Origin of the sequence: Streptomyces sp. VRA16 Mangrove soil, assembly GCF_017377775.1 — a bacterium.
In the GTDB taxonomy this organism is placed as follows: Bacteria; Actinomycetota; Actinomycetes; order Streptomycetales; family Streptomycetaceae; genus Streptomyces.
Genome location: NZ_JAFVLN010000006.1, coordinates 419,724 through 442,749, shown reverse-complemented (window position 1 = coordinate 442,749; position 23,026 = coordinate 419,724). Strand labels below are relative to the sequence as shown.

General features: G+C 71.0%; 19 protein-coding genes and 1 tRNA gene. 6 read left to right on the top strand and 14 right to left on the bottom strand.

The genetic code is table 11. From position 1 onward, the window contains the following. Positions 1-48: 48 nt before the first annotated feature. Both J3486_RS19565 and J3486_RS19560 read left to right on the top strand, forming a co-directional pair. Positions 49-1,728 (top strand): alkaline phosphatase, encoded by a 1,680-nt coding sequence (locus tag J3486_RS19565; protein ID WP_207821789.1) that lies wholly within the window; start codon positions 49-51, stop codon positions 1,726-1,728. A 302-nt stretch (positions 1,729-2,030) separates the two neighbouring features. After that, positions 2,031-3,032 (top strand): zinc metalloprotease, encoded by a 1,002-nt coding sequence (locus J3486_RS19560; RefSeq protein WP_207821787.1) that lies wholly within the window; start codon positions 2,031-2,033, stop codon positions 3,030-3,032. Positions 3,033-3,037: 5 nt separating this feature from the next. Here the strand turns inward: J3486_RS19560 and J3486_RS19555 are convergent, their stop codons facing one another. Next, on the bottom strand, positions 3,038-3,607 hold the full coding sequence (locus tag J3486_RS19555) for a dienelactone hydrolase family protein (protein ID WP_207821785.1): 570 nt from the start codon (positions 3,605-3,607) through the stop codon (positions 3,038-3,040). Between the two features lie 69 nt (positions 3,608-3,676). On the opposite strand from J3486_RS19555, the gene J3486_RS19550 reads away from it, so the two are divergent. Further along, complete coding sequence (locus J3486_RS19550; RefSeq protein WP_207822008.1) at positions 3,677-4,771, top strand: mechanosensitive ion channel family protein; 1,095 nt, start codon at positions 3,677-3,679, stop codon at positions 4,769-4,771. On the opposite strand, the gene J3486_RS19545 is transcribed toward J3486_RS19550, so the two are convergent. Further along, the gene (locus J3486_RS19545; protein ID WP_207821784.1) at positions 4,768-5,520 is read right to left on the bottom strand and encodes an SDR family NAD(P)-dependent oxidoreductase; all 753 of its coding nucleotides are present in this window, start codon (positions 5,518-5,520) and stop codon (positions 4,768-4,770) included. The two genes, J3486_RS19550 and J3486_RS19545, sit on opposite strands and share 4 nt — an antisense overlap. A 54-nt stretch (positions 5,521-5,574) precedes the next feature. Beyond that, a complete protein-coding gene (locus J3486_RS19540) occupies positions 5,575-7,161 on the bottom strand; it encodes a Na+/H+ antiporter (protein WP_207821781.1) in 1,587 nt (528 codons plus the stop codon). Between the two features lie 287 nt (positions 7,162-7,448). Here J3486_RS19540 and J3486_RS19535 point away from each other — a divergent pair, with 287 nt between their 5' ends. Both J3486_RS19535 and J3486_RS19530 read left to right on the top strand, forming a co-directional pair. After that, positions 7,449-9,758 carry a hypothetical protein gene (locus tag J3486_RS19535; RefSeq protein ID WP_207821779.1) on the top strand — a complete coding sequence of 770 codons (2,310 nt, stop codon included), beginning with the start codon at positions 7,449-7,451 and terminating at the stop codon, positions 9,756-9,758. 80 nt (positions 9,759-9,838) lie between these two features. Then, the gene (locus J3486_RS19530) at positions 9,839-10,462 is read left to right on the top strand and encodes a hypothetical protein (RefSeq protein WP_307804865.1); all 624 of its coding nucleotides are present in this window, start codon (positions 9,839-9,841) and stop codon (positions 10,460-10,462) included. 2 nt (positions 10,463-10,464) lie between these two features. Here the strand turns inward: J3486_RS19530 and J3486_RS19525 are convergent, their stop codons facing one another. The 4 genes from J3486_RS19525 to J3486_RS19510 all read right to left on the bottom strand — a co-directional run bounded on the left by J3486_RS19525 (position 10,465) and on the right by J3486_RS19510 (position 13,772). Next, positions 10,465-10,935, bottom strand: a complete 471-nt coding sequence (locus J3486_RS19525; protein WP_207821777.1) for a GNAT family N-acetyltransferase — start codon at positions 10,933-10,935, stop codon at positions 10,465-10,467. Beyond that, complete coding sequence (locus tag J3486_RS19520; protein WP_207821775.1) at positions 10,932-11,873, bottom strand: RluA family pseudouridine synthase; 942 nt, start codon at positions 11,871-11,873, stop codon at positions 10,932-10,934. The genes J3486_RS19525 and J3486_RS19520 overlap by 4 nt, the downstream gene beginning before the upstream one ends. A 63-nt stretch (positions 11,874-11,936) precedes the next feature. Beyond that, entirely contained in the window at positions 11,937-12,515 is a 579-nt protein-coding gene (gene lspA, locus J3486_RS19515) for a signal peptidase II (protein WP_207821773.1), read from the bottom strand. A gap of 126 nt (positions 12,516-12,641) precedes the next feature. Continuing rightward, complete coding sequence (locus J3486_RS19510) at positions 12,642-13,772, bottom strand: TraR/DksA C4-type zinc finger protein (RefSeq protein ID WP_207821771.1); 1,131 nt, start codon at positions 13,770-13,772, stop codon at positions 12,642-12,644. A 627-nt stretch (positions 13,773-14,399) separates the two neighbouring features. Here J3486_RS19510 and ileS point away from each other — a divergent pair. After that, entirely contained in the window at positions 14,400-17,570 is a 3,171-nt protein-coding gene (gene ileS / locus J3486_RS19505) for an isoleucine--tRNA ligase (protein ID WP_207821769.1), read from the top strand. 93 nt (positions 17,571-17,663) lie between these two features. Here the strand turns inward: ileS and J3486_RS19500 are convergent. The 7 genes from J3486_RS19500 to ftsZ form a co-directional block, all read right to left on the bottom strand. After that, positions 17,664-17,737, bottom strand: a tRNA-Ala gene (locus J3486_RS19500). Between the two features lie 140 nt (positions 17,738-17,877). Further along, on the bottom strand, positions 17,878-19,041 hold the full coding sequence (locus J3486_RS19495) for a DivIVA domain-containing protein (protein ID WP_207821767.1): 1,164 nt from the start codon (positions 19,039-19,041) through the stop codon (positions 17,878-17,880). 55 nt (positions 19,042-19,096) lie between these two features. Beyond that, positions 19,097-19,381, bottom strand: coding sequence for a YggT family protein (locus tag J3486_RS19490; protein ID WP_188339419.1), 285 nt, complete (start codon positions 19,379-19,381; stop codon positions 19,097-19,099). A gap of 75 nt (positions 19,382-19,456) precedes the next feature. Beyond that, positions 19,457-20,101: a cell division protein SepF gene (locus tag J3486_RS19485; protein ID WP_207821765.1), complete on the bottom strand. Its 645-nt coding sequence runs from the start codon at positions 20,099-20,101 to the stop codon at positions 19,457-19,459. Between the two features lie 127 nt (positions 20,102-20,228). Continuing rightward, entirely contained in the window at positions 20,229-20,966 is a 738-nt protein-coding gene (locus tag J3486_RS19480; RefSeq protein ID WP_207821763.1) for a YggS family pyridoxal phosphate-dependent enzyme, read from the bottom strand. Between the two features lie 6 nt (positions 20,967-20,972). Beyond that, on the bottom strand, positions 20,973-21,722 hold the full coding sequence (pgeF, locus tag J3486_RS19475) for a peptidoglycan editing factor PgeF (protein ID WP_207821761.1): 750 nt from the start codon (positions 21,720-21,722) through the stop codon (positions 20,973-20,975). A gap of 31 nt (positions 21,723-21,753) precedes the next feature. After that, the gene (gene ftsZ, locus J3486_RS19470; RefSeq protein WP_207821759.1) at positions 21,754-22,986 is read right to left on the bottom strand and encodes a cell division protein FtsZ; all 1,233 of its coding nucleotides are present in this window, start codon (positions 22,984-22,986) and stop codon (positions 21,754-21,756) included. Between the last annotated feature and the right edge of the window lie 40 nt (positions 22,987-23,026).

Below are 23,026 nucleotides of genomic sequence, written 5' to 3'. Positions count from 1 at the left end.
GGGAGTTCGCCCGCCCTTCGCGCGTACCGGTCAGTAATGTGATCACCCGTGACCAGTCGATCTCTGCCAGTTCCGCCAGATCCCGTAGCCCCGCGCCGCCGTACGGTCGTCAAGGCCGCGGCCGCCGGTGCCGTACTCGCCGCCCCGCTGCTCGCGCCGTCCGCGGCGCGGGCCGCCGAGGCGCCCGCCTTCCTGCACGGCGTCGCGTCCGGCGACCCTCTGCCCGACGGTGTCCTGTTGTGGACCCGCCTGACGCCGACCGCCGAGGCCGAGCCCGGCTCCGGCAAGGGGCCCGACACCCAGGTGAGCTGGGAGATCGCCGAGGACAGCGCGTTCCGTACCGTGGTGGGCCGGGGCACCACGACCGCGAGCGCCGCCTCCGACCACACCGTGAAGGCGGATGTGAGGGGCCTGCGCCCGGCGAGCGCCTACTACTTCCGCTTCTTCGTGGGCGACCCGTCCGCGCCCTCGGCCACGCCCACGTACTCCCCCGTCGGCCGTACGCGCACGGCGCCCGCCGCCGACAGCCGGGCGAACCTGCGCTTCGGCGTCGTCTCCTGCGCCAACTGGGAGGCCGGCTGGTTCTCCTCGTACCGGCACCTGGCCGCCCGCGCCGACCTGGACGCGGTACTCCATCTCGGCGACTACATATACGAGTACAAGACGGGCGAGTACCCGGACGCGAAGTACACCGTCCGACAGCACCGGCCCGCCCACGAGATCGTCTCGCTCGCCGACTACCGGATCCGGCACGGCCTGCACAAGACGGACGACGACGTGCGGGCGATGCACGCCGCGCACCCGATCGTCGCGATCTGGGACGACCACGAGTTCGCCAACGACGCCTGGTCGGGCGGCGCCGAGAACCACTCCCCCGACACCGAGGGCTCCTGGGCGGCGCGCCAACAGGCCGCCAAGCAGGCCTACTTCGAGTGGATGCCGGTGCGCCCGTCCGTCGCGGGCACCGTCTACCGCCGGCTGCGCTTCGGCGCGCTCGCCGATCTGCATCTGCTCGACCTGAGGACGTTCCGCTCGCAGCAGGCGGGCGTCGGCAGCGGCGCCGTGGACTCCGCGGACCGTACGATCACCGGCCGCGCCCAGCTCGACTGGCTCAAGTCCGGGCTCGCCGCGTCCGACGCGCAGTGGAAGCTGGTCGGCACGTCGGTGATGATCTCGCCGGTGGCCTTCGGCTCGCTGCCCGCCCATCTGCTCGGCCCGCTCGCGGAGTTGCTCGGCCTGCCCCAGGAGGGGCTCGCGATCAACGTGGACCAGTGGGACGGCTACACGCACGACCGAAAGGAACTCATCGCGCACCTGCGCGACCACGGCATCCGCGACACGGTCTTCCTGACCGGCGACATCCACATGGCGTGGGCCAACGACGTGCCGGTGACCGCGGGCACGTACCCGCTCTCGCCGTCCGCCGCCACGGAGTTCGTGGTCACGTCGGTGACGTCGGACAACCTGGACGACATCCTGCACGTCGCCCCCGACACCGTCTCCACGGTGGCCGAGGGCGCCATCAAGGCCGCCAACCGGCATGTGAAGTGGCTCGACATGGACTCCCACGGCTACGGCGTCCTGGACGTGACCGCCGAGCGGGCGCAGATGGACTACTACGTGATCTCCGACCGGGCCGACAAGAACGCCACGTCGGCCTGGGAGCGTTCGTACCGGACGCGCACCGGCACCCAGAAGGTCGAGCGCGTCCAGACGCCTGTGCTGTGAATTCCGGCCAGCCGTACGGACGTTAAGGGCGGATGACGGCGCTCACGGTGGGTGGTGCGGACGCGCTCCGGCGCGAGCCCTAATACGGACACACCACCCACCCAGTGCCGACTGCCGTTACGTCCACGTCTCAAACTCCGGACGGGCACCGAATTTCTTATCCCCCTTGCCCCGGTTCGCCCGGTGCGACTGCGCGATCAATGAGGCCAGTTCACCGCTCTCTCCGGGGTGACATGGCCACGTAATCTCCCCGCGGCGGCGAGGAAGTCCCTCCCCGCCTCCCGTCCGCGAGGAGCCCCGAAATGACCTCCCCCGCCCGGAAGACCCCCATAACCCCGCGTCTGCGCCGTCGGCTGCTCGGTACCGCGATGATGGCCGGAACCCTGGCCCTGGTGCCGCTCTCCGCCCCCACCGGCAGCGCGGCGGCGAAGACGACGACCGCGGCCGCGGAGAAGTGCGCGAGCGACGCGAACGCGGTGGCCCGCGTGAAGAAGGGCGCCCACGCCGACAACGAGCCCAACCAGCTCACCGACGCGCAGGCCAGGTCCATGGACGCGGCGCTGCAGAAGAGACTCGACGCAATGCGCGCCGCGGGCACCCTGGACAAGGGCCTCGCCGCCGCGTCGACCACGATCCCCGTCTACGTCCACGTCATCCACGACGGCAGCACCGGCATGCTGTCCTCTTCGGACATCTCGTCGCAGATCAGCGTCCTGAACGCCGCGTACAGCGGGCAGGGCACCGGGAACACCGACTCGGGCTTCCAGTTCCAGCTGGCGGGGACCGACTACACGGACAACGCCTCCTGGTACAACGGCATCACCCCGGGCTCCGCCGCCGAGAAGTCCATGAAGACCACGCTGCGCAAGGGCGGCGCGAACGCGCTGAACTTCTACACCGCGAACCTGGGCCAGGACCTGCTCGGCTGGGCCACGTTCCCGTCCTCGTACAAGTCGAACCCGTCCGACGACGGCGTGGTCATCCTCGACACCTCGCTGCCCGGCGGCTCGGCCACGAACTACAACGAGGGCGACACCGGCACCCACGAGATCGGCCACTGGCTGGGGCTGTACCACACCTTCCAGGGCGGCTGTAACGGCAACGGCGACTACGTCTCCGACACCCCGGCCGAGAAGAGCGCCGCGTACGCCTGCCCGACCGGGCGCGACACCTGCACCAACAAGACGGGCGTCGACCCGATCCACAACTTCATGGACTACACGTACGACTCCTGCATGTACCAGTTCACCGCAGGTCAGGTGCAGCGCATGAAGGACAGCTGGACGGCGTACCGCGCCGGTTGAGGGACCTAGAGGCTGTCCAGGAAGCCGAGCGCCACCCGCCAGGTGGCCTCGGCGGCCTCCTCGTCGTAGTCCGGCAGCTCGGGGTCGGTGTACAGGTGACCGGCCCCGGCGTAGCGGTAGATCTCCACGTCGGCGCCGGTGCGCCCCATCTGGAGGTACCAGGTGTTCAGCCAGTCGTCCGTCTCGAACGGGTCGGGCGCGGCGACGTGCAGCTGGACGGGGAGCTCGTCCACGGAGGCGGTCTCGGCGATGTCCGAGGTGCCGTGCAGGAGCAGCAGCCCGCGGGCCTTCTCGTCGCCGAGGGCGAGCGTCTGGGCGATCGAGGCGCCGAGCGAGAAGCCCGCGTAGACGAGCCCCCGCTCGGAGTAGGGAGCGGCGGCGAGCACGGCCCGCTTGAGCAGCTCGTCCTTGCCGATCTCCTCCTTGTGGGCCATGCCTTCCTCGGCGCTGTCGAAGGTGCGGCCCTCGTAGAGGTCAGGGGTCCACACCTTGTGGCCCGCGGCGCGCAGCCGCTCGGCCGCGGCCTCCACCGCGGGCCGCAGACCGTACATCGAGTGGAAAAGCATGATGTTCATGGGGTCCATGGTGCCAGGAAGGCCGCAGGTTAGCCGTGGCCGATCCCGGTTACGGTCGAGAGCATGGAGATGGAGAACGTACTGCGCCCACTGATCGTCGTCGGTGGCTCGGTCCTGATCACCCTGCTCGTCGGGTGGGGTGTGGACCGTCTGCTGCAGCGCGCCGACCGGCGTCACCACGAGACCCCGCTGTGGGGCCTGCTGCGCCGCTGCCGACTGCCCCTCCAATTCGTGCTCTGCACGGCCCTGTTGCGGGGGTCGTACGACCAGGCGCAGATCGCGCCCGAGCGCTCCGCCGGGATCGGCCGGATCCTCAGCCTGGTCCTGATCGGCGCCAGCGCCTGGCTGGTGATCCGGATCGCCGCGGCGATCGTCGAGTCGTCCTACGCCCGGTACGCCACCGCCCACCGCGATCCGGCCCGGGTCCGCCGGGTACGCACCCAGGTCACGCTCATCCAGCGGGTCGTCACGGCGATCGTCGGCGTGGTGGCCGTCGCGGCGATGCTGCTGACGTTCCCCGCGTTCCGCGCCGCCGGCGCCTCGCTGCTCGCCTCGGCCGGCATCCTCGGCATCGTCGCCGGTGTCGCCGCCCAGTCCACGCTCGGCAACCTCTTCGCCGGGCTGCAGATCGCCTTCGGCGACATGGTCCGGATAGGGGACACGGTCGTCGTCGACGGCGAGTGGGGCACGGTCGAGGAGATCACCCTGACCTTCCTCGCCGTGCGCACCTGGGACGAGCGCCGGATCACCATGCCGGTGTCGTACTTCACGTCGAAGCCGTTCGAGAACTGGTCGCGCGGCGGCGCCCAGATGACCGGCACGGTCTTCTTCCACCTCGATCACGGCGCGCCCGTGATCGAGATGCGCGAGAAGCTCCACGACATCCTGCGCGACTGCGGCGCCTGGGACGGCCGCGACTGGGGCCTGGCCGTCACCGACACCACACCGTCCACCATCCAGGTCCGCGCCGTGGTCACGGCCAAGGACGCGGACGACATCTGGACGGTGCGGGTCACGGTCCGCGAGCAGCTGATCCGCTGGCTGACGGAGAACCATCCGTACGCGCTGCCGCGGATCAACACGGCGACGGCCCTGTTCGCCCCGGACGGCGAGACCGTCTCGCTGTCCAAGGACGGCCGCGCCCCGCGCACCGGCCGGGGTTAGCGCCCCGTCATCTCTCCACCGTTGACCTGCACGATCTGCCCGGTGACATGGCCCGCGCCGGGCGACGCCAGCCACACGAGGGTGGCGGCGATGTCGGCGGGGGTGCCGGCCCGGCCGGTGGGGATCGCGCCGACCCGGCGCCGGTACTCCTCCTCGGGCATCGAGGGCCCGAAGAACTCGGTGTCCTCGATGTAGCCGGGCGCGACGGTGTTCACGGTGATACCGCGCGGCCCGAGCGCCTTGGCGAGGTCGTACGTGTACGGGTGCAGGGCCGCCTTCGCGCCGCCGTAGGCGCCGCCCCCGCCGGAGCCGCGCAGCGCGGCGATGGAGGTGATGAAGAGGATCCGGCCGCCGGGCGAGGCGAGGTTCTCGCGCAGCGCCTCGGTCAGCAGGACCGAAGTGAGCGTATTGATCCGGAAGTTGGAGTTCCAGTCGTGGGCCACGGCCTCCAGCGGGTCGTCCCCGTCGGGGCTTTGGAACATCCGGCCGCCGATGCCGCCCGCGCTGTGCACGAGCACGTCGACCTTGCCGTCCAGCGCCTCGCGCGCGAACTCGGCGGCAGCGCGGGCCCCTTGGACCGTACTGAGATCGGCGGCGAAGATCATCTTGCCGCCGGGTACATCGGCCTTCTCCAGGACCTCGACGCGCCGGCCGAGGATGAGCACCCGGTCCCCCTCCGCGGCGAACGCCCGCGCCGCCGCGAGCCCGATCCCCGTACCGCCACCGGTGACTATCACGTTGCGTGCCATGCACATCAGCCTAGGACCTGGAGCGGACTCCAACCCGGGCCCTTTTGCGGCCCGCTACCGCAGGCTCCGCACGTCCAGCTGCCGCAGCACCCGGTCCACGACCTCCGGGTCGGCCCCCGGCTCGCTGCGCGCCGCCAGCACCTCGTGGCGCGCCGCCGACATCATCTCGGCCTGGATGCGCCGGATCCGCTTGATCCTCTTGTACCGCTTGGCCTGCGACTCGCGGCGCTCCTCGGCGCCCATCTCGGGGTTGATGCGCAGTCCGATGTCGTAGGCCCTGCGCAGCATCTGCTCGGCCACCTCCTCCGGCAGTTCCTCGACCTCCTCGATCTCCTTGAACCGCCGCTTGGCAGCCTTCGCGGCGCGCAGGGCGAGCTCCTTCTCGTACTCCTGCTCGGCCTCGGTGTCGGCCCGCACCTTCAGCTTCTTCACCAGCCAGGGCAGGCTGAGCCCCTGGAGCACGAGGGTCGCCATGATGACGCCGAAGGCGATGAAGACGATCTCGTCGCGGTCGGCGAAGGGCGATCCGTCGTCCATGGTCAGCGGAATGGCGAGCGCCAGCGCCACCGACGCGACGCCCCGCATCCCGGACCACCACATGACGACGGTCTCGCGCCAGCTCACCGGGATCTCCTCCTCGACGTCGCGCCGCGCGTGCAGCCGCCGCGTCACCCACGTCATCGGCAGCAGCCACAGCAGCCGTACGACGATGACGACAGCGACGACCGCGGCCGCCCAGCCCAGCATCTCGCCCCAGCGGCCCTGCGCGGTCCTGACGACGTTGTGCACCTCCAGGCCGATGAGACCGAAGGCGACACCGGTGACGAGGGTGTCGACGACGTCCCAGAAGGCGCGGCCGGTGAGCCGGGTGAGCACGTCGTCGGCGTCGAAGGCGTGCTCGGCGAGGAAGAGCGCCGTGGTCAGGACGGCGAGCACGCCCGAGCCCTTGAGCTCCTCGGCGAGGACGTAGGAGGCGTACGGGATCAGGAGGGTCAGGCCGATCTGGAGGGTGGCGTCGCCGAGGTAGCCCATGAGCTTGTTGGCGGCCCAGCCGAGCCCGAGGCCGACGGCGACGGCGACGACGGCGGACAGCACGAGTTCCATGGCGGCCCGCGGCAGCGAGAAGGTGCCGCTCACGGCGGCGGCGATGGCGACGTGGTAGAGCACGATCGCGGTCACGTCGTTGAACAGCCCCTCGCCCTCCAGGATCGACACCATGCGCCGGGGCAGCCCGAGTTGACCGGCGACGGCGGTCGCGGCGACCGGGTCGGGCGGCGCCACGAGCGCGCCGAGCGCGACGGCCCCGGCGATCGGCAGCCCCGGCACGACCGCGTTCGCGACGAAGGCGACGGCGGCCGTGGTGACGAAGACGAGGGCGACGGCGAGCAGGAAGATGGGCCGCTTGTTCGCCGCGAACTGTCGCCAGGACGTGCGGTGCACGGCCGCGTAGAGCAGCGGTGGCAGCACCAGCGGCAGGATCAGATCGGGGTCGATGTCGACGTTCGGGACGGCCTGGATCAGGGCGAGGACGATGCCGAGCAGGGTCATGAGCACCGGCGCGGGCAGCTTGAGCCGGTCGCCGAGCGGCACGCTCAGGACGGCCCCGAGCAACAGCAGGAACAGCAGGGCCAATTGATCCACGGGTGCTCCGACGAGGCTCGACGATCTGGGACGTTCCAGCGTCCAGGGTGCCACGCGATCCTGGGCAAAACGGCATCGCCGACCGGCCGCCCATCCGATGTCTGTGGCTTTCGTGCCCCCTGAAGTCGTGCGCGAGGTCTTCCGGTACGGCGGAGGCGCGGGCACCATGCGGGGTGCGCAGGTTCACGGATCCGAACGCTCACTACGTATCTGACCCGTGTTCGTAGTCGGGAACTTCCACAGCCCCCTGGTACGGCGCCGCCGGACCGCGACTCCAAGGAACCCGCATGCCACTCCGCCCGAACCGCAGACACTTCCTCGCCGCCACCGCGGCGGCCACGGCCACCGCCGCCTGGACGGCCGCCTCCCCCACCGCCTGGGCCGCTCCCGCTGCCGCCGGCCCGGCCGCGGTCCCGTACGAGCGGACGGTCCGCGCGGCCGCCATGAAGTGGCGCCGTCCGCCCACGAGTTGGCAGGACGCCCCGTTCCTCGCCAACGGCCGGCTCGGCGCCCAGCTCTACCGGGGCAGCGCGCCGAACACCCTCAAGCTGATGCTCAGCCACACCGAGGTCCAGGACCAGCGCGGCCAGTGGCGCGGCGGCATCGGCTACTCCCGTCTGCCCATCGGGTACCTCCTCCTCACCCTCGCCGGTGACGTCACGGCGGTCGACTGGACCCTGGACCCGTACGACGCCGAGCTGCGCGGCACCGTCACCACAACCCGCGGCAGCCTGAGCCTCGCCGCGCTGGTCCACAACGACACCTCGACGCTGCTCGTCTCCACCCGCCCGAGCCCCGGCGAGGAGTCCGCGGCCTGGACGTTCACCTGGCTGCGGGCGGCCACCACCCGCACCTCCGGCAAGCCGGACGACTACACCGCGAACCCCGATCCCACGGTCACGGCCACGCATGTGCGGCAGCCGCTGATCGCGGGCGGCGGCTGGACCACGGCCTGGCGCGAGCGGACCGCGGGCACCGGCCGGCTGCTGGCCGCGCACGTCGCGTACGCCGCGTCCGGCGACGTGTCGCGCACCACGGAAGCGGCGCACGCCGCGGTCGACCGCGCCCTGACCGCCGACCCCGACGACCAGACGGCCCGGCACCGCCGCTGGTGGCACCGCTTCCACCACCGCAGCCTCGTCTCGCTCCCCGACAAGCGCCTGCAGTCCTTCTACATCCTCCAGCTCTACAAACTCGCCGCGTCCACCCGCGCGGGCGGCCCGACGATCTCCGAGTGGGGCCCGTGGTTCCCGGAGGTCGGCAACAACTGGACGGCCGTGTGGTGGAACCTGAACGTGCAGATCGGCATGGCCCCGGTGCACGGCTCCAACCACCCCGAACTCGACTCGGTGACCAGCACGTTCGCGAGGTACGAGAAGAACCTGCCGACGTCCGTCCCGGCGGCCTGGCGGGACGGCGAGAGCTACGCCCTCGGCCATCCCTCGGACTGGCAGCTGCGCGCGGGCGACACGTACGACGTCGGCGCGCCCGGCAGCGACCACGTCTCCGACAACTTCGGCAATCTGACCTGGGCGATGCACAACGTGTGGCAGTCCTACGCCCACACCCGCGACACGGCGATCCTGCGGGACACGCTCTTCCCGGTCCTCACGAACGCGATCAACTTCTACGCCCATTTCCTGCACGAGGGCCCGGACGGCAAGCTTCATCTCCTCAAGACCCGCTCCCCCGAGTACGCCGACGCCGAGGACTGCACGTACGACCTGTCGCTGATCCGCTGGGGCGCCCGCACGCTCCTCGACGCCGCCCGCATCCTGCGCACGGACCATCCCAAGGCCCCCCTGTGGCGCGACATCGCGGCCCGGCTCACCCCGTACGCCGAGGACCCGACGGCCGGCGTCATGATCGGCAAGGACGTCCCGCTGGCCGACTCCCACCGCCACCACTCGCACCTGCTGTGGCTGTACCCGCTGCGCGAGCGCACCTGGGACCGCACCGCCGACCGTGACGTCATGGCGCGCAGCATGGCCCACTGGGTCTCGATGCAGTCCGCCTGGCACGGCTACAGCTACGCGACCGCGTCGTCCATGTACTCGGTCATGGACGATCCGGAGAAGGCCCTCGACTTCCTGACCTTCTTCACGGACCTGAACGTCGTCGCGGACTGCGCGATGACGCCGAACACGATGTACCGGGAGGGCAGGAACTTCGCGCTGGAGAGCCCGCTGTCCGCCGCGCAGTCGCTGCTCGACATGGCGGTGCAGGGCCACGAGGGCGTGGTGAAGGTCTTCCCGTCGGTCTCGGCGCGCTGGCCGGACGCGTCGGTCGCGTCGCTGCGCACCCAGGGCGCGTTCCTGGTGGACGCGGACCGCGCGGCGGGGGCGACGCGCTGGGTCCGGGTGCACAGTGAGGCGGGGGCGCCGCTGACGCTGGAGCACGGCATCCCGGGGGACGTGACGGTACGGGAGGAGAAGGGACGGCCACTGCGCTGGCGGGAGACGGGGCCCGGCCGCATCGCCGTCCAACTCCCGCGCGGGGCAACGGCATTGATCGCCCCGAAGGGCTCCTCACCGGCCGCCCCGGGCCCGCGGGACGTACCGTCCCTGGGCGACTGGACGGGCTGGGGTCTGCCGTAGCCTGCACGGCAGAGACTGAGAGACTTGCGGGCCTGCGGGCTTGCGGGCTTGCGGGCTTCCTGGGTGAAGGCGGGTGGCGGGTGGCCGGGGCGAGACCAGCGGTCGGCGCGGCCGTGCGCCGCTGCACGGAATGCGGTGGCTACGTGTACGGGGGCGCTCCCGCCTGCGTCACCTGCCGCGCCCTGGTGGACGGCATCGTCGAGGCGGAGTGGGCCGCCTTCCTGCGCGCCTGGGACCCCGGCGGCGCCACGACCGCTCCGGACCAGGAAGCCGAGCTCGCCGCCCTGGTGGCCGCCGAGCCGGACCGGCACGACTGGCGGGTGGTCGACGCCGCCCTCGACCGGCTGCCCTGCCCCGACTGCGGTGGCCGGCTGGGGCGCGGCCCGGTCGGCTGCCACCCCTGCGACCAGGCGCACGGCTTCCGGTACGCGGCGATCGAGACGGACCGCCCGGGCTCCGCGCCGGGCAACGAGCACGCGGTGCGGGTGAACGTCTCGGTCGTGCGCAGGCCGCAGGGCGTCTCGCCGGACGAACTGCTCGTACGGCGCCTGCTGCTGCCCGCGCTGCTCGTGGGTCTGCTGCCGACGACGGCGCAGGCCCAGCGGGTGAGCGCCCTCCTCAAGCGGAGCGGCGGCGGCGCGCCGAAGCGGCTCGTCGCCGAGCGGGCCGTCGAGGAACTGCTGCGCGCCGCGGGACTCGGCTGACGTCAGCCGATGGCCTTGCGCATCGCCCGGTGCGGAATCCCGGCGTCCGGGAACTCCGGGCCGTACACCTCGTACCCGAGGCGCTCGTAGAACCCCAGGGCATGGGTCTGCGCGTGCAGGTCGACCGCGCTGAGCCCGCGCTCCTTGGCGGCCTCCTCGATGGCGCCCACCAGCGCGGCGCCGACGCCGAGCCCACGCGCGGCCTTCGCCACGGCGAGCCGGCCGAGGGCGCCGACGTCCTGCGCCCCGCCGTTCTTCACCGCGGCGGCCTCGCCGGTCAGCAACCGGCCGGTGCCGAGGGTCACCCCGTCGTCCCGGACCGCGATGACGTGCACCGCCCCGGCGTCGTACGCGTCGTACTCCAGCTCCTCCGGCACCCCCTGCTCGACGCAGAAGACCTCACGCCGTACGGCGAAACAGGCCTCCCGGTCCGCCTCGGACTCGGCGACGCGCAGCACGAACCCGGCGCTCACGAGCTCTCCGCCCGGACACGGTCGAGCGCGATCTGCAGGTCCTCGGGGTACTGGCTCTCGAACTCGACCCACTGCCCGTCCGCGGGGTGCTCGAAGCCGAGCCGCACCGCGTGCAGCCACTGCCGCGTGATGCCGAGCCGCTTGGCGAGCGTCGGGTCGGCGCCGTACGTCAGGTCGCCGACGCAGGGGTGCCGGTGCGCGGACATGTGCACCCGGATCTGGTGGGTGCGGCCGGTCTCCAGCTTGATGTCGAGCAGGGAGGCGGCGCGGAAGGCCTCGATGAGGTCGTAGTGCGTGACGGACGGCTTGCCGTCGGCGGTCACGGCCCACTTGTAGTCGTGGTTCGGGTGGCGCCCGATGGGGGCGTCGATGGTGCCGCTCATCGGGTCCGGGTGGCCCTGCACGAGCGCGTGGTAGCGCTTGTCCGGCACGCGCTCCTTGAACTGGCGCTTCAGCGATGTGTAGGCCCGCTCGGACTTGGCGACGACCATCAGGCCGGAGGTGCCGACGTCGAGCCGGTGCACGATGCCCTGGCGCTCGGCGGCGCCGGAGGTGGAGATCCGGTACCCGGCGGCGGCCAGGCCGCCGATCACGGTGGTGCCGGTCCAGCCGGGGCTGGGGTGCGCGGCGACGCCGACCGGCTTGACGATCACGACGATGTCGTCGTCGTCGTGCACGATCTCCATGCCCTCGACGGGCTCGGCGACGATCTGCACCGGAGCGGGCGCCTGCGGCATCTCCACTTCCAGCCAGGCGCCACCGTGCACCCGCTCGGACTTGCCCACGACCGAACCGTCGACCTGGACCTTCCCGGCGGCGGCGAGCTCGGCGGCCTTGGTGCGGGAGAAGCCGAACATGCGGGAGATGGCGGCGTCGACGCGCTCGCCCTCCAGGCCGTCGGGCACGGGCAGGGTTCGGATCTCGGGAATCGTGCTCACGCATCGAGTATGCAGGAGCCCGCCGACACTCCCGCACCAGAGGCCGCGGGCGCGGCCTCTGGCTCAGTCCTTGTGGACGGTCCCGTCGGGGTCGATCCCGCGGAAGGAGAGCAGCACGATCAGGATGCCGCCGCACACGATCGCCGAGTCGGCCAGGTTGAACACCGGGTAGTGGGCCGGCGCGATGAAGTCGACCACGGCGCCCTTGAACACACCGGGCGCCCGGAAGATCCGGTCGGTGAGATTGCCGAGGGCTCCGCCCAGGAGCAGCCCGAGCGCGATGGCCCAGGGGGTGCTGTAGAGCTTCTTCGCGAGCCGCACGATGACCACGATCACGGCCGCCGCGATCACGGTGAAGACGATCGTGAACGCCTCGCCCACGCCCCAAGCGGCACCCGGGTTCCGGATCACCTCGAGCTGGAGCCAGTCACCGAGGATCTGCACCGGGTCGTGGTGCTCCAGCTTCGCGACCACGATCAGCTTGCTGATCAGGTCGAGGGCGTACGCGCACGCGGCCACGGCGAACAGCGCGACGAGGCGCCGCCTGCCCCTGGGCCGCTCTGCGGCGGCCTCCTGCTCCGGCTCGGCTGCACCCGTCTCGGGGGAATCCGGCGTACTGATGACGCGCTCCGCTTCTGCCACGTGAGTCCCTCAACCTCGGTACCTGACTGTGGACGAGAGTACGGCACACGTGTGCGGCCGTACGAGGACGGTACGGCCGGTACACCCGCTGCAACCACGACCCGGTTGCTTCCCCGAAGGGGAGGCTCAGTAGCGCCGCTCCTGCTTCTGCTTGCACTCCACGCACAGGGTCGCGCGCGGAAAGGCCTGCATACGGGCCTTGCCGATCGGGTTGCCGCAGTTCTCGCAGAGCCCGTAGGTCCCGGCGTCCAGCCGCTCCAGGGCGCGCTCGGTCTGGGAGAGCATCTCGCGCGCGTTGGCGGCCAGCGCCATCTCGTGCTCGCGCGTGATGTTCTTCGTGCCCGTGTCCGCGTCGTCGTCCCCCGCGCCGTCCCCCGAGTCCCGCATCAGGCCCGCGAGCCCCTCCTCGGCCGCGGCGATCTCGCTGCCGAGGCGCAGCACCTCGCTCTGCAGTTCGGCGCGCGCCTCCTCGACCTCGTCCGGGGTCCACGGCTCCTCGCCGGGCCGGACGGCCAGCTCACCGGGTTCCACGGCCGCTCCCCGTGCCTTGGGAACCGCGCCGGGCTTCTTCGCCGCCGTGGCCGTGCCCTGAGTCTTCTTCGCAACCACCGTCGTGGCTCCCGTCGTCTTCGCGGCCTCGGCCGCGTCCTCGGCCGCGGAGGCGACCGCCTTCTTCACCGCGCTCTTGCGCCCAGCGGCCTTCTTGCCGTCGTCCCCGGCGCCGGTCCTCTTGCTCGTACGTTCCCCGGCCGCCGTCTCCTCAGCCCCTTGCCCGGCCTCGGAAGCCGCCTGGGTGGTGCGTGTGCTGCTCTTCGCCTTCGCGGCGGCGCCCCGCGGCGCGGTCTTGTCCGCGGCCGGCGCCCCGGCGGCCTCGGCCCCGGCGCTCTCCTTGGCCGCAGCCTTCTTGGCCGGACTCTTCTTCGCCAGGGTCTTCTTGGCCGGGGTTCTTTTGGCCGCGGCCTTCTTGGCTGCGCTCTGCACGGGCGCGGCCTCCTCGGTCACGTCCTCGGCCGCGGCGGCCGACCCGGCAGCCTCGGCCGCCTTGGCCGCCTTGGCCGCCTTGGCCGCCTTGGTCGCCTTCGCGGCCTTGGCCGTCTTCCGCGGCACCGAGGCCGACCCCGACTGCGTGCTCTTCTTGCCCCCCACGTCCTTCCCGGCCCCGCCGGAGGCAGTGGCACGGGCCGCTCCACCGGAGGCACCCGAGCCCGTGGATCTGCCGGACGTCGACTGCTGAACGGCGGTCTTTTTCGCCACCATGGCCGCGGCCCCTTCACAAACTGTGATCTTGCTCGCGAATCGTGCTGGGACGATAAATCGACTCACGGCCCGCGGCAACGGGACGCCCACCCCGATCCACCCCCTCCGGCACGGCCCGCCGACCGCCTCGCGACGAACCTGCAAGCGTTGTGCCCAGCTCCCCGCCTGGTAATCCGCCCACCGGCCGCCCGCGCGGCCCCCGGGGACCGGCCGGCCGGGATCGGACACCGTACGTATCGCCATTCGGGTCACAGGACGCAGCCGCGCCCGCCCGCCGCCGCCCCGCGAAATCCGGTCGGCCGCGCCCTCCCGGGCGCCGTACACTGGGCGGAGCGAGAAGCATGGATGGGGACGAGTAGCGGCGTACGCAGCCCAAGAGCGATCCGGGGACGGTGGGAGCCCGGAGGCGAGCGCGACGCGAAGATCACCCCGGAGCCGCCGGAAGAAGACCCTCGGGTTGGTAGACCCGGCATCGCGACCCCAATGAGGGGGCTCACCGAAGCGCGTACCGGCGCCCAGGGGAGCCAAGGAGGGTGGTACCGCGGGAGCGCGCCGCACACGGCGTACGGCAAAGCCGAGGCTCTCGTCCCTCCGACGGAGAGAAGCACGTCCGCCGGAGGAAGACTGATGACGCAGTACCGCCAGGTGCCCGCCCAGGTCGACCTGCCCGCCCTCGAGCACGCGGTGCTCGACTTCTGGCGCGAGCAGAAGATCTTCGCGAAGAGCCTTGAGCAGTCCGAAGGGCGCCCCGAGTGGGTGTTCTACGAGGGCCCGCCCACGGCCAACGGCATGCCGGGTGCCCACCACATCGAGGCCCGCGTCTTCAAGGACGTCTTCCCGCGCTTCCGCACCATGCGCGGCTACCACGTGGGCCGCAAGGCGGGCTGGGACTGCCACGGCCTGCCGGTGGAGCTGGCGGTCGAGAAGGAGCTCGGCTTCAACGGCAAGAAGGACATCGAGGCGTACGGCATCGCGGCCTTCAACGACAAGTGCCGCGAGTCCGTGACCCGCCACACCGACGCCTTCTCCGAGCTGACGACCCGGATGGGCTACTGGGTCGACCTCGACGACGCGTACCGGACGATGGACCCGGAGTACGTCGAGTCGGTCTGGTGGTCGCTGAAGGAGATCTTCAACAAGGGCCTGCTGGTCCAGGACCACCGCGTCGCCCCCTGGTGCCCGCGCTGCGGCACCGGCCTGTCGGACCACGAGCTGGCGCAGGGCTACGAGACGGTCGTCGACCCGTCGGTCTATGTCCGTTTCCCCCTCACCTCCGGTCCGCTGGCGGGCCAGGCCGCGCTCCTGATCTGGACGACGACCCCCTGGACCCTGGTGTCCAACACGGCGGTCGCGGCGCACCCCGAGGTCCGCTACGTCGTGGCGACCAACGGCGAGGAGAAGGTGGTCGTCGCCGAGCAGCTCGTCGAGAAGGCACTCGGCGAGGGCTGGCAGACGACCGGCGAGTCCTTCACCGGCGCCGAGATGGAGCGCTGGAAGTACCAACGCCCGTTCGAGCTGGTGGAGTTCCCGAGCGTCAGCGAGGGAACCGACAAGCACAGCCCGGCGGAAGCCCACTACGTGGTGAACGCCGAGTACGTCACGACCGAGGACGGCACCGGTCTCGTCCACCAGGCCCCGGCCTTCGGTGAGGACGACCTCAAGGTCTGCCGCTCGTACGGCATGCCGGTGGTCAACCCGGTGCTGCCCGACGGCACGTTCACGCCGGAGCTCGACCTCGTGGGCGGTGTCTTCTTCAAGAAGGCGGACGAACAGCTCACCGAGGACCTCAAGGACCGCGGTCTGCTCTTCAAGCACCTCCCGTACGAGCACAGCTACCCGCACTGCTGGCGCTGTCACACGGCGCTCCTCTACTACGCGCAGCCGTCCTGGTACATCCGCACCACCGCCGTCAAGGACCGTCTCCTCCAGGAGAACGAGAAGACGAACTGGTTCCCGGAGACCGTCAAGCACGGCCGCTTCGGCGACTGGCTGACCAACAACATCGACTGGGCGCTGTCCCGCAACCGCTACTGGGGCACGCCGCTGCCGATCTGGCGCTGCGAAGAGGGCCACCTCACCTGCGTCGGCTCGCGCGCCGAGCTCTCCGAGCTGACCGGCACCGACCAGTCGGAGCTTGAGCCGCACCGCCCGTACATCGACGACGTCACCTTCCCCTGCACCCACGAGGGCTGCTCGGCGACGGCGACGCGCGTGCCCGAGGTCATCGACGCCTGGTACGACTCGGGTTCGATGCCGTTCGCGCAGTGGGGCTACCCGTACAAGAACAAGGAACTGTTCGAGTCCCGCTACCCGGCGCAGTTCATCTCCGAGGCCATCGACCAGACGCGCGGCTGGTTCTACACGCTGATGGCGGTCGGCACGCTGGTCTTCGACAAGTCGTCGTACGAGAACGTGGTCTGTCTCGGCCACATCCTCGCCGAGGACGGCCGCAAGATGTCCAAGCACCTGGGCAACACGCTGGAGCCGATCCCGCTGATGGACCGGCACGGCGCGGACGCGGTGCGCTGGTTCATGGCGGCCGGCGGATCCCCGTGGGCGGCCCGCCGCGTCGGCCACGGCACGATCCAGGAGGTCGTCCGCAAGACGCTCCTCACGTACTGGAACACGGTGGCCTTCCAGGCCCTGTACGCCCGTACGTCCGAGTGGGCGCCCAGCGAGGCGGACCCGGCCCCGGCCGACCGCACGGTCCTGGACCGCTGGCTGCTGTCGGAGCTGCACCAGCTCACCGACGAGGTCACCCAGGCCCTGGAGGCGTACGACACCCAGCGCGCCGGCAAGCTGCTCTCGGCGTTCGTCGACGACCTGTCGAACTGGTACGTGCGCCGCTCGCGCCGCCGCTTCTGGCAGGGCGACAAGGCCGCGCTGCGCACCCTGCACGATGTGATCGTCACGGTGACGCAGCTGATGGCGCCGATCACGCCGTTCATCACGGAGCGGGTCTGGCAGGACCTGGTCGTGCCGGTCACCCCGGGCGCCGCCGAGTCGGTCCACATGTCGTCGTGGCCGGAGGCCGACACCTCGGCGATCGACCCGGCGCTGTCGACGCAGATGGCGCTGGTGCGCCGCCTGGTCGAGCTGGGCCGCGCCACGCGCGCGGAGTCGGGCGTCAAGACGCGTCAGCCGCTGTCGCGCGCGCTGGTCGCCGCGGCCGGTTTCGAGACCCTCTCCCCCGAGCTGCACGCGCAGATCACGGAGGAGCTGAACGTCTCGTCGCTGGCCACCCTCTCGGAGGTCGGCGGCTCGCTGGTCGACACGACGGCGAAGGCCAACTTCCGTGCGCTGGGCAAGCGTTTCGGCAAGCGCGTCCAGGACGTGGCGAAGGCGGTCGCGAACGCGGACGCGGCGGCGCTCTCCCTGGCCCTGCGCGAGGGGACCGCCTCCGTGGAGGTCGACGGCGAGAAGGTCGACCTGGCCCCCGACGAGGTCATCATCACCGAGACCCCGCGCGAGGGCTGGTCGGTGGCCTCCGACTCCGGCGCCACGGTCGCCCTGGACCTGGAGATCACCGAGGAGCTGCGGCAGGCGGGCCTGGCGCGTGACGCGATCCGCCTGATCCAGGAGGCCCGCAAGAACAGCGGCCTGGACGTGGCGGACCGGATCGCCCTGCGCTGGACGTCGACGGACCCGGCGGTGATCTCGGCCCTGACCGAGCACACCGAGCTGATCGCCGACGAGGTCCTGGCGACGGCCTTCACTCAGGGCGAGGCGGACGCCGCCTACGGCGAGCCGTTCACGGACGAGGGCCTGAGCCTGGAGTTCCGCCTCCGCAAGGCGTAGGACCGCAGGCACAGCGCGCAGGGCCGGCCCCCACCCGTTCGTTCTGGTGGGGCCGGCCCTTCGGCGTTTCATCCGCTCGCACAGCTGACGCACCGGGGCGGGCCGGATTCGAACCGGCGTCCTCCCACATGCGGTGAAGGCGCGACGACCACTGCGCTACGCACCCCGGCACTGCCCGCACGCTATCTGCCGCCCACACGCGGCCACCAGTGAGTATCGCCCGCAAAAGACCCTGGCCCGGATCGCAGAAACGATCCGGGCCAGGGCCTGAATGAACGCCGACGCCTCTAGGGCGCTACAACCGGGCTCAGTTGTCGTCCTCGTCGATGAGGAAACCGCGCATCGGCGACGGAGCCTGCCCCATCGGCTGCGGACCCTGCGGCCGCACCGGAGCCATCGGCTGCGTCATCGCGGGCGACATCTGCTGCTGGCCACCGTAGGACGGGGCCGACGGCTGGTTGCCACCCATGGTCTGGTTGCCGCCGTAGGACGGGGCACCCGCACCGGCCGGGGCCATCGACGGCGCCGGGGACGGCGGCAGCGAGGCGGTGGCCGGAGTGCGCGGCGGAGCGAGCGAGTCGTCGGACTGGGACTCCAGCTGACGCAGCTGGGACTCCAGGTACGACTTCAGGCGCGTGCGGTACTCGCGCTCGAAGCCGCGCAGGTCCTCGACCTTGCGCTCCAGCGTGGCGCGGGCGGACTCCAGGGAGCCCATCGCGACGCGGTGCTTCTCCTGCGCGTCCCGCTCCAGGGCGTCGGCCTTGGCACGGGCGTCACGCTCGAGACCCTCGGCGCGGCTGCGGGCCTCGCCGACGATCTTGTTGGCCTCGGAGCGGGCCTCGGCGATCGCCTGGTCGGCGGTCTGCTGGGCCAGCGAGAGGACACGGGCGGCGCTGTCGCCACCGGGGCCCTGACCGGGCTGCTGCATCTGCGGCGGACCACCGTGGCCGCCCATGGGGCCGCCCATCGGACCACCGAGCTGGGGCTGCTGACCCATCGGACCCTGACCCATCGGACCCTGGCCCATGGGGCCGGGACCCTGCGGGCCGCCCTGCGGACCCTGACCCATCGGGCCGCCCGGACCGGCCGGAAGCTGCGGGGCACCGCTCGGCAGCTGCGGCGGGCCACCCATGGGACCGCCCATCTGCTGCTGCGGCGGGCCCGATATGCCGGCGGGCACCGGGGCGCCCGGGCCGCGCATACCCTGCGGGGGACCCTGCTGATCCTGCGGGCCACCGGGGCCCTCGGGGCCGCCGGGGCCCTTGCGCATGCCACCCTGCTGCTGGTTCTGCGCGGCAGCGCGCGTAGCAGCGGCCAGCTTGGCGCGCAGGTCCTCGTTCTCACGAAGGAGACGGGTCAGTTCGGCTTCGACCTCATCGAGGAAGGCATCGACCTCGTCCTCGTCATAGCCTTCTCGGAGGCGGACGGTCGTGAACTGCTTGTTCCGCACGTCCTCGGGGGTCAGCGGCATCTCTTCACCTCAACGTTGTCGTCGGCATTCGGCAAGACCGTAGTTGACATCGCGCTCACAGCCGGCTCACGACGGAGATCAGGATGTAGACGATGATCATCAGTACGAAGAAGGACAGGTCGAGCGCCACGCCCCCGAGACGCAACGGCGGAATGAACCGCCGCAGAAGCTTGAGCGGTGGATCAGTGACAGTGTAGGTGGCCTCCAGAACGACCACCATCGCCTTGCCGGGTTGCCACGAGCGGGCGAACTGGAAGACGTAGTCCATGACCAGCCGGAAGATCAGCACGATGAGGAAACACATCAGCGCGATGTAGACCACATCCAAAACCACGCCCATGTCGGTGGTTCCCTCTCCCCTGTGACTCGTGCCTCATGACTAGTACATAGCTAGTCGTTGAACTAGTGCTGCGTCTCAGCTCTGGTTGAAGAACCCGCCCTCTGCGATGCGGGCCTTGTCCTCCGCCGTGACATCGACGTTAGCAGGCGACAACAGGAACACCTTCTGAGTCACCCGCTCGATGCTCCCGTGAAGACCGAAGACGAGACCAGCGGCAAAGTCGACAAGTCGCTTCGCGTCGGTGTCGTCCATCTCCGTCAGATTCATGATCACCGGAGTGCCCTCGCGGAAGTGTTCCCCGATGGTACGGGCCTCGTTGTAGGTCCGGGGGTGCAACGTGGTGATGCGGTAGGGCTCCCGCTCGGACACGACCTTGGGCATGATCACCGGTGCGTTCTTCTCCAGGCTCTGACGTTCAGGTGTGATGGATGCCACGGGGGCGATTCGCGCCGGACGTCCGGATTCAGCGGGGAGCGAAGCCGCGGGGCGAACCGGCTCGCGCTGGGCGGGCGGCTGTACTACTCGTACCGGTTCGTCCTCTTCGACCACCGCACGCGAGTTGTGTGACACATGCGACTGTTCGTGCCGTCGGTGGTCACGCTCGGGCTCCGGGTCGAGCTCGGGTTCGAAGTCGTCGTCGGGGTCGAACCCCCGGCCGTCGTACCCATCGTCCTCCACGAGGCCGAGGTAGACCGCCATCTTGCGCATCGCGCCGGCCATGCTCTGAGTCCTCCGCTCTGTGGTGGATCGGCTGACGTCAACCAAAGGTGCCCGCGATCCACGTGATCTCCCCGCCCATCAGCGAGAATGACCATATTTTCTGCTGTGGTCCGACTTCTTGGCGACGTTACCCGAGCCTCGGCCGGACTCCGAGGACCGCCGTACCGACGCGTACATGTGTCGCCCCGGCCGCCACAGCCTGTTCGAGGTCCGAACTCATCCCTGCCGAGACCATGTTCGCAGCCGGATGAGCCACGCGCAGGTGAGTCGACAAATCCATGAGCCGCTCGAACGCCGCCTGTTGCCGCCCCGCGTAGGCCCCGGTGAGCGGCGCGACGGTCATCAGTCCGTCGAGTCGCAGCCCCGGCGCTTCGGCCACGCGCGCGGCCAACTCCTCCACTCCGCCCACTCCCACGCCGCCGCGCTCACCGCGCCCGTTCTCCTCGGCGTCGAGAGCGACCTGGATCAGGCAGCCGAGCTCGCGCTCGGCCCGTACCGCTTCCTTGGACAGCGCCGTGACGAGCTTCGCCCGGTCCACGGACTGCACCAGATCGGCATAACTCACCACGGACCGCACCTTGTTGGTCTGCAGCTGACCGACGAAGTGCCAGGTGAGAGGCAGATCCGTGGACTGTGCAGCCTTGGGGGCGGCGTCCTGGTCGCGGTTCTCGGCGACATGGCGCACACCGAGGTCGGACAGGATCCGCACATCGCTCGCGGGATAGGTCTTGGTGACCACGATGAGGGTCACGTCCGCCCGCTTGCGCCCGGCCGCCGCACAGGCCGCGGTGATACGTTCCTCCACCTTGGCCAGGTTCGCGGCGAGTTCGTCCCTGCGCACTCGAAGGTCCTGAAGGTCCGTCATGTCGTTTCAGTCCAGCCAGACATAGCTCGCGAGGCGACCGGTGGTGCGCTCGCGGCGGTACGAGAAGTGGTCGTGCGACTCCAGCGTGCACACCGGCGACTGCTGCCGGTCGTGCACCCCGAGCCGTTCCAGTTGCGCGTGCACACCGGCGGTCACATCGACGGCCGGAGTGCCCCAACGGGTCTCGGCGTACGCCGCGGGCTCGACCGCTGCGACCTCGGCCCGCATGTCCTCGGGTACTTCGTAGCAGCGTCCGCAGACCGCGGGTCCGGTGCGGGCGACGATCCGGCCCGGCTGCGCGCCGAGCTCCACCATCGCCCCGACCGCGGCGGGCACCACTCCCGCGACCATGCCGGGCCGCCCCGCGTGTGCGGCGGCAACGACTCCGGCGACCGGGTCGGCGAGCAGTACGGGCGTGCAGTCCGCGGTGAGCACGGCGAGGGCGAGTCCCCGCCGGGCGGTGACCAGGGCGTCGACACTCGGGATGTCGGCGTCCGTGGCCCAGGGCCCGTCCACCACCGCGACGTCGGGGCCGTGCACCTGGTTCATCCAGACGACCCGGGCCGGTTCGAGACCGAGGGCCCCGGCGGCCAGCTCCCTGTTGCGGAGCACGGCTTCGCGGTCGTCTCCCACGGCGCCGCCGAGATTGAGCTCCTCGTACGGAGCGGCGCTCACCCCGCCCCACCGGTCGGTGAAGGCGAAGTGCGCGCCGCTTTCCGGGGCTGCCGAGGCAACAGCGTCGCGCTGTCCTATCACGTCGCTGACGTTCCCATCGGGCTCCGGAACGTCACTTCAGGAAGTCCGGGACGTCCAGCTCCTCGGCCTGGCTGTCCGGGTAGGACGGCCGGGGCACGTGGGGCGGGGCGACCGGCGCCGCCGGGGCCTCGTTGACCGGGGCGGGCGCCTCGACCGGCTCCGGCTTGGGCTCCTCGCGCGGCGTGACGCTGCCGAGGCTGCCGAAGGTCGGGCGCGAGGTCTGTTCGGCGGCGGCCGACGCGGCGCGGGCGGCCGCGGCCGGGTCCTCGCGCTTGACGGACGACGAGCTGATCACGTTCTCCCGCTTGGCCGGGGGCTGTCCCCCGTCGAAGCCGGCGGCGATCACCGTGACCCTGACCTCGTCACCGAGTGCGTCGTCGATGACGGCGCCGAAGATGATGTTGGCCTCGGGGTGGGCCGCCTCGCTGACCAGCTGCGCGGCCTCGTTGATCTCGAAGAGACCGAGGTCCGAGCCACCGGAGATGGAGAGCAGCACCCCGCGGGCGCCGTCGATGGACGCCTCCAGGAGCGGCGAGGAGATCGCCATCTCGGCGGCGGCCACCGCGCGGTCGTCGCCGCGGGCCGAGCCGATCCCCATCAGCGCCGAACCCGCCTCGGACATCACGGACTTGACGTCGGCGAAGTCGAGGTTGATCAGCCCCGGGGTGGTGATGAGGTCGGTGATGCCCTGGACACCGGAGAGCAGGACCTGGTCCGCCGACTTGAAGGCGTCGAGGACGGAGACCTGGCGGTCCGAGATGGACAGGAGCCGGTCGTTCGGGATGACGATGAGGGTGTCGACCTCTTCGCGGAGCTCGGCGATGCCGTCCTCCGCCTGGTTCGCCCGGCGTCGTCCCTCGAAGGTGAACGGCCGCGTGACCACACCGATCGTGAGGGCGCCGAGCGAGCGCGCGATGTTGGCCACGACGGGTGCGCCGCCGGTGCCGGTGCCGCCACCTTCACCGGCGGTGACGAAGACCATGTCGGCCCCCTTGAGGACCTCCTCGATCTCCTCGCGGTGGTCCTCGGCCGCCTTGCGTCCGACGGCCGGATTGGCTCCGGCGCCGAGTCCGCGGGTGAGTTCACGGCCGACGTCGAGCTTGACGTCCGCGTCGCTCATCAACAGGGCTTGCGCGTCGGTGTTGATGGCGATGAACTCGACGCCCTTGAGACCGACCTCGATCATCCGGTTGATGGCATTGACACCACCGCCGCCGACACCGATGACTTTGATGACTGCGAGGTAGTTCTGCGGTGCTGCCACGTCGAAGGCCTCTCGCCTCGAGTTACGTGTCGTCACTCGC

Bases quoted from the DNA above. Each gene is read 5' to 3' on its own strand.
- J3486_RS19480 (WP_207821763.1), bottom strand. From the start codon at position 20,966: ATGACGGACCTTCAGGACCTTCGAGTGCGCAGGGACGAACTCGCCGCG.
- J3486_RS19535 (WP_207821779.1), top strand. From the start codon at position 7,449: ATGCCACTCCGCCCGAACCGCAGACACTTCCTCGCCGCCACCGCGGCG.
- J3486_RS19490 (WP_188339419.1), bottom strand. From the start codon at position 19,381: ATGGGCGTGGTTTTGGATGTGGTCTACATCGCGCTGATGTGTTTCCTC.
- J3486_RS19550 (WP_207822008.1), top strand. From the start codon at position 3,677: ATGGAGAACGTACTGCGCCCACTGATCGTCGTCGGTGGCTCGGTCCTG.
- J3486_RS19545 (WP_207821784.1), bottom strand. From the start codon at position 5,520: ATGGCACGCAACGTGATAGTCACCGGTGGCGGTACGGGGATCGGGCTC.
- J3486_RS19510 (WP_207821771.1), bottom strand. From the start codon at position 13,772: ATGGTGGCGAAAAAGACCGCCGTTCAGCAGTCGACGTCCGGCAGATCC.
- J3486_RS19555 (WP_207821785.1), bottom strand. From the start codon at position 3,607: ATGAACATCATGCTTTTCCACTCGATGTACGGTCTGCGGCCCGCGGTG.
- J3486_RS19560 (WP_207821787.1), top strand. From the start codon at position 2,031: ATGACCTCCCCCGCCCGGAAGACCCCCATAACCCCGCGTCTGCGCCGT.
- ileS (WP_207821769.1), top strand. From the start codon at position 14,400: ATGACGCAGTACCGCCAGGTGCCCGCCCAGGTCGACCTGCCCGCCCTC.
- J3486_RS19495 (WP_207821767.1), bottom strand. From the start codon at position 19,041: ATGCCGCTGACCCCCGAGGACGTGCGGAACAAGCAGTTCACGACCGTC.
- J3486_RS19485 (WP_207821765.1), bottom strand. From the start codon at position 20,101: ATGGCCGGCGCGATGCGCAAGATGGCGGTCTACCTCGGCCTCGTGGAG.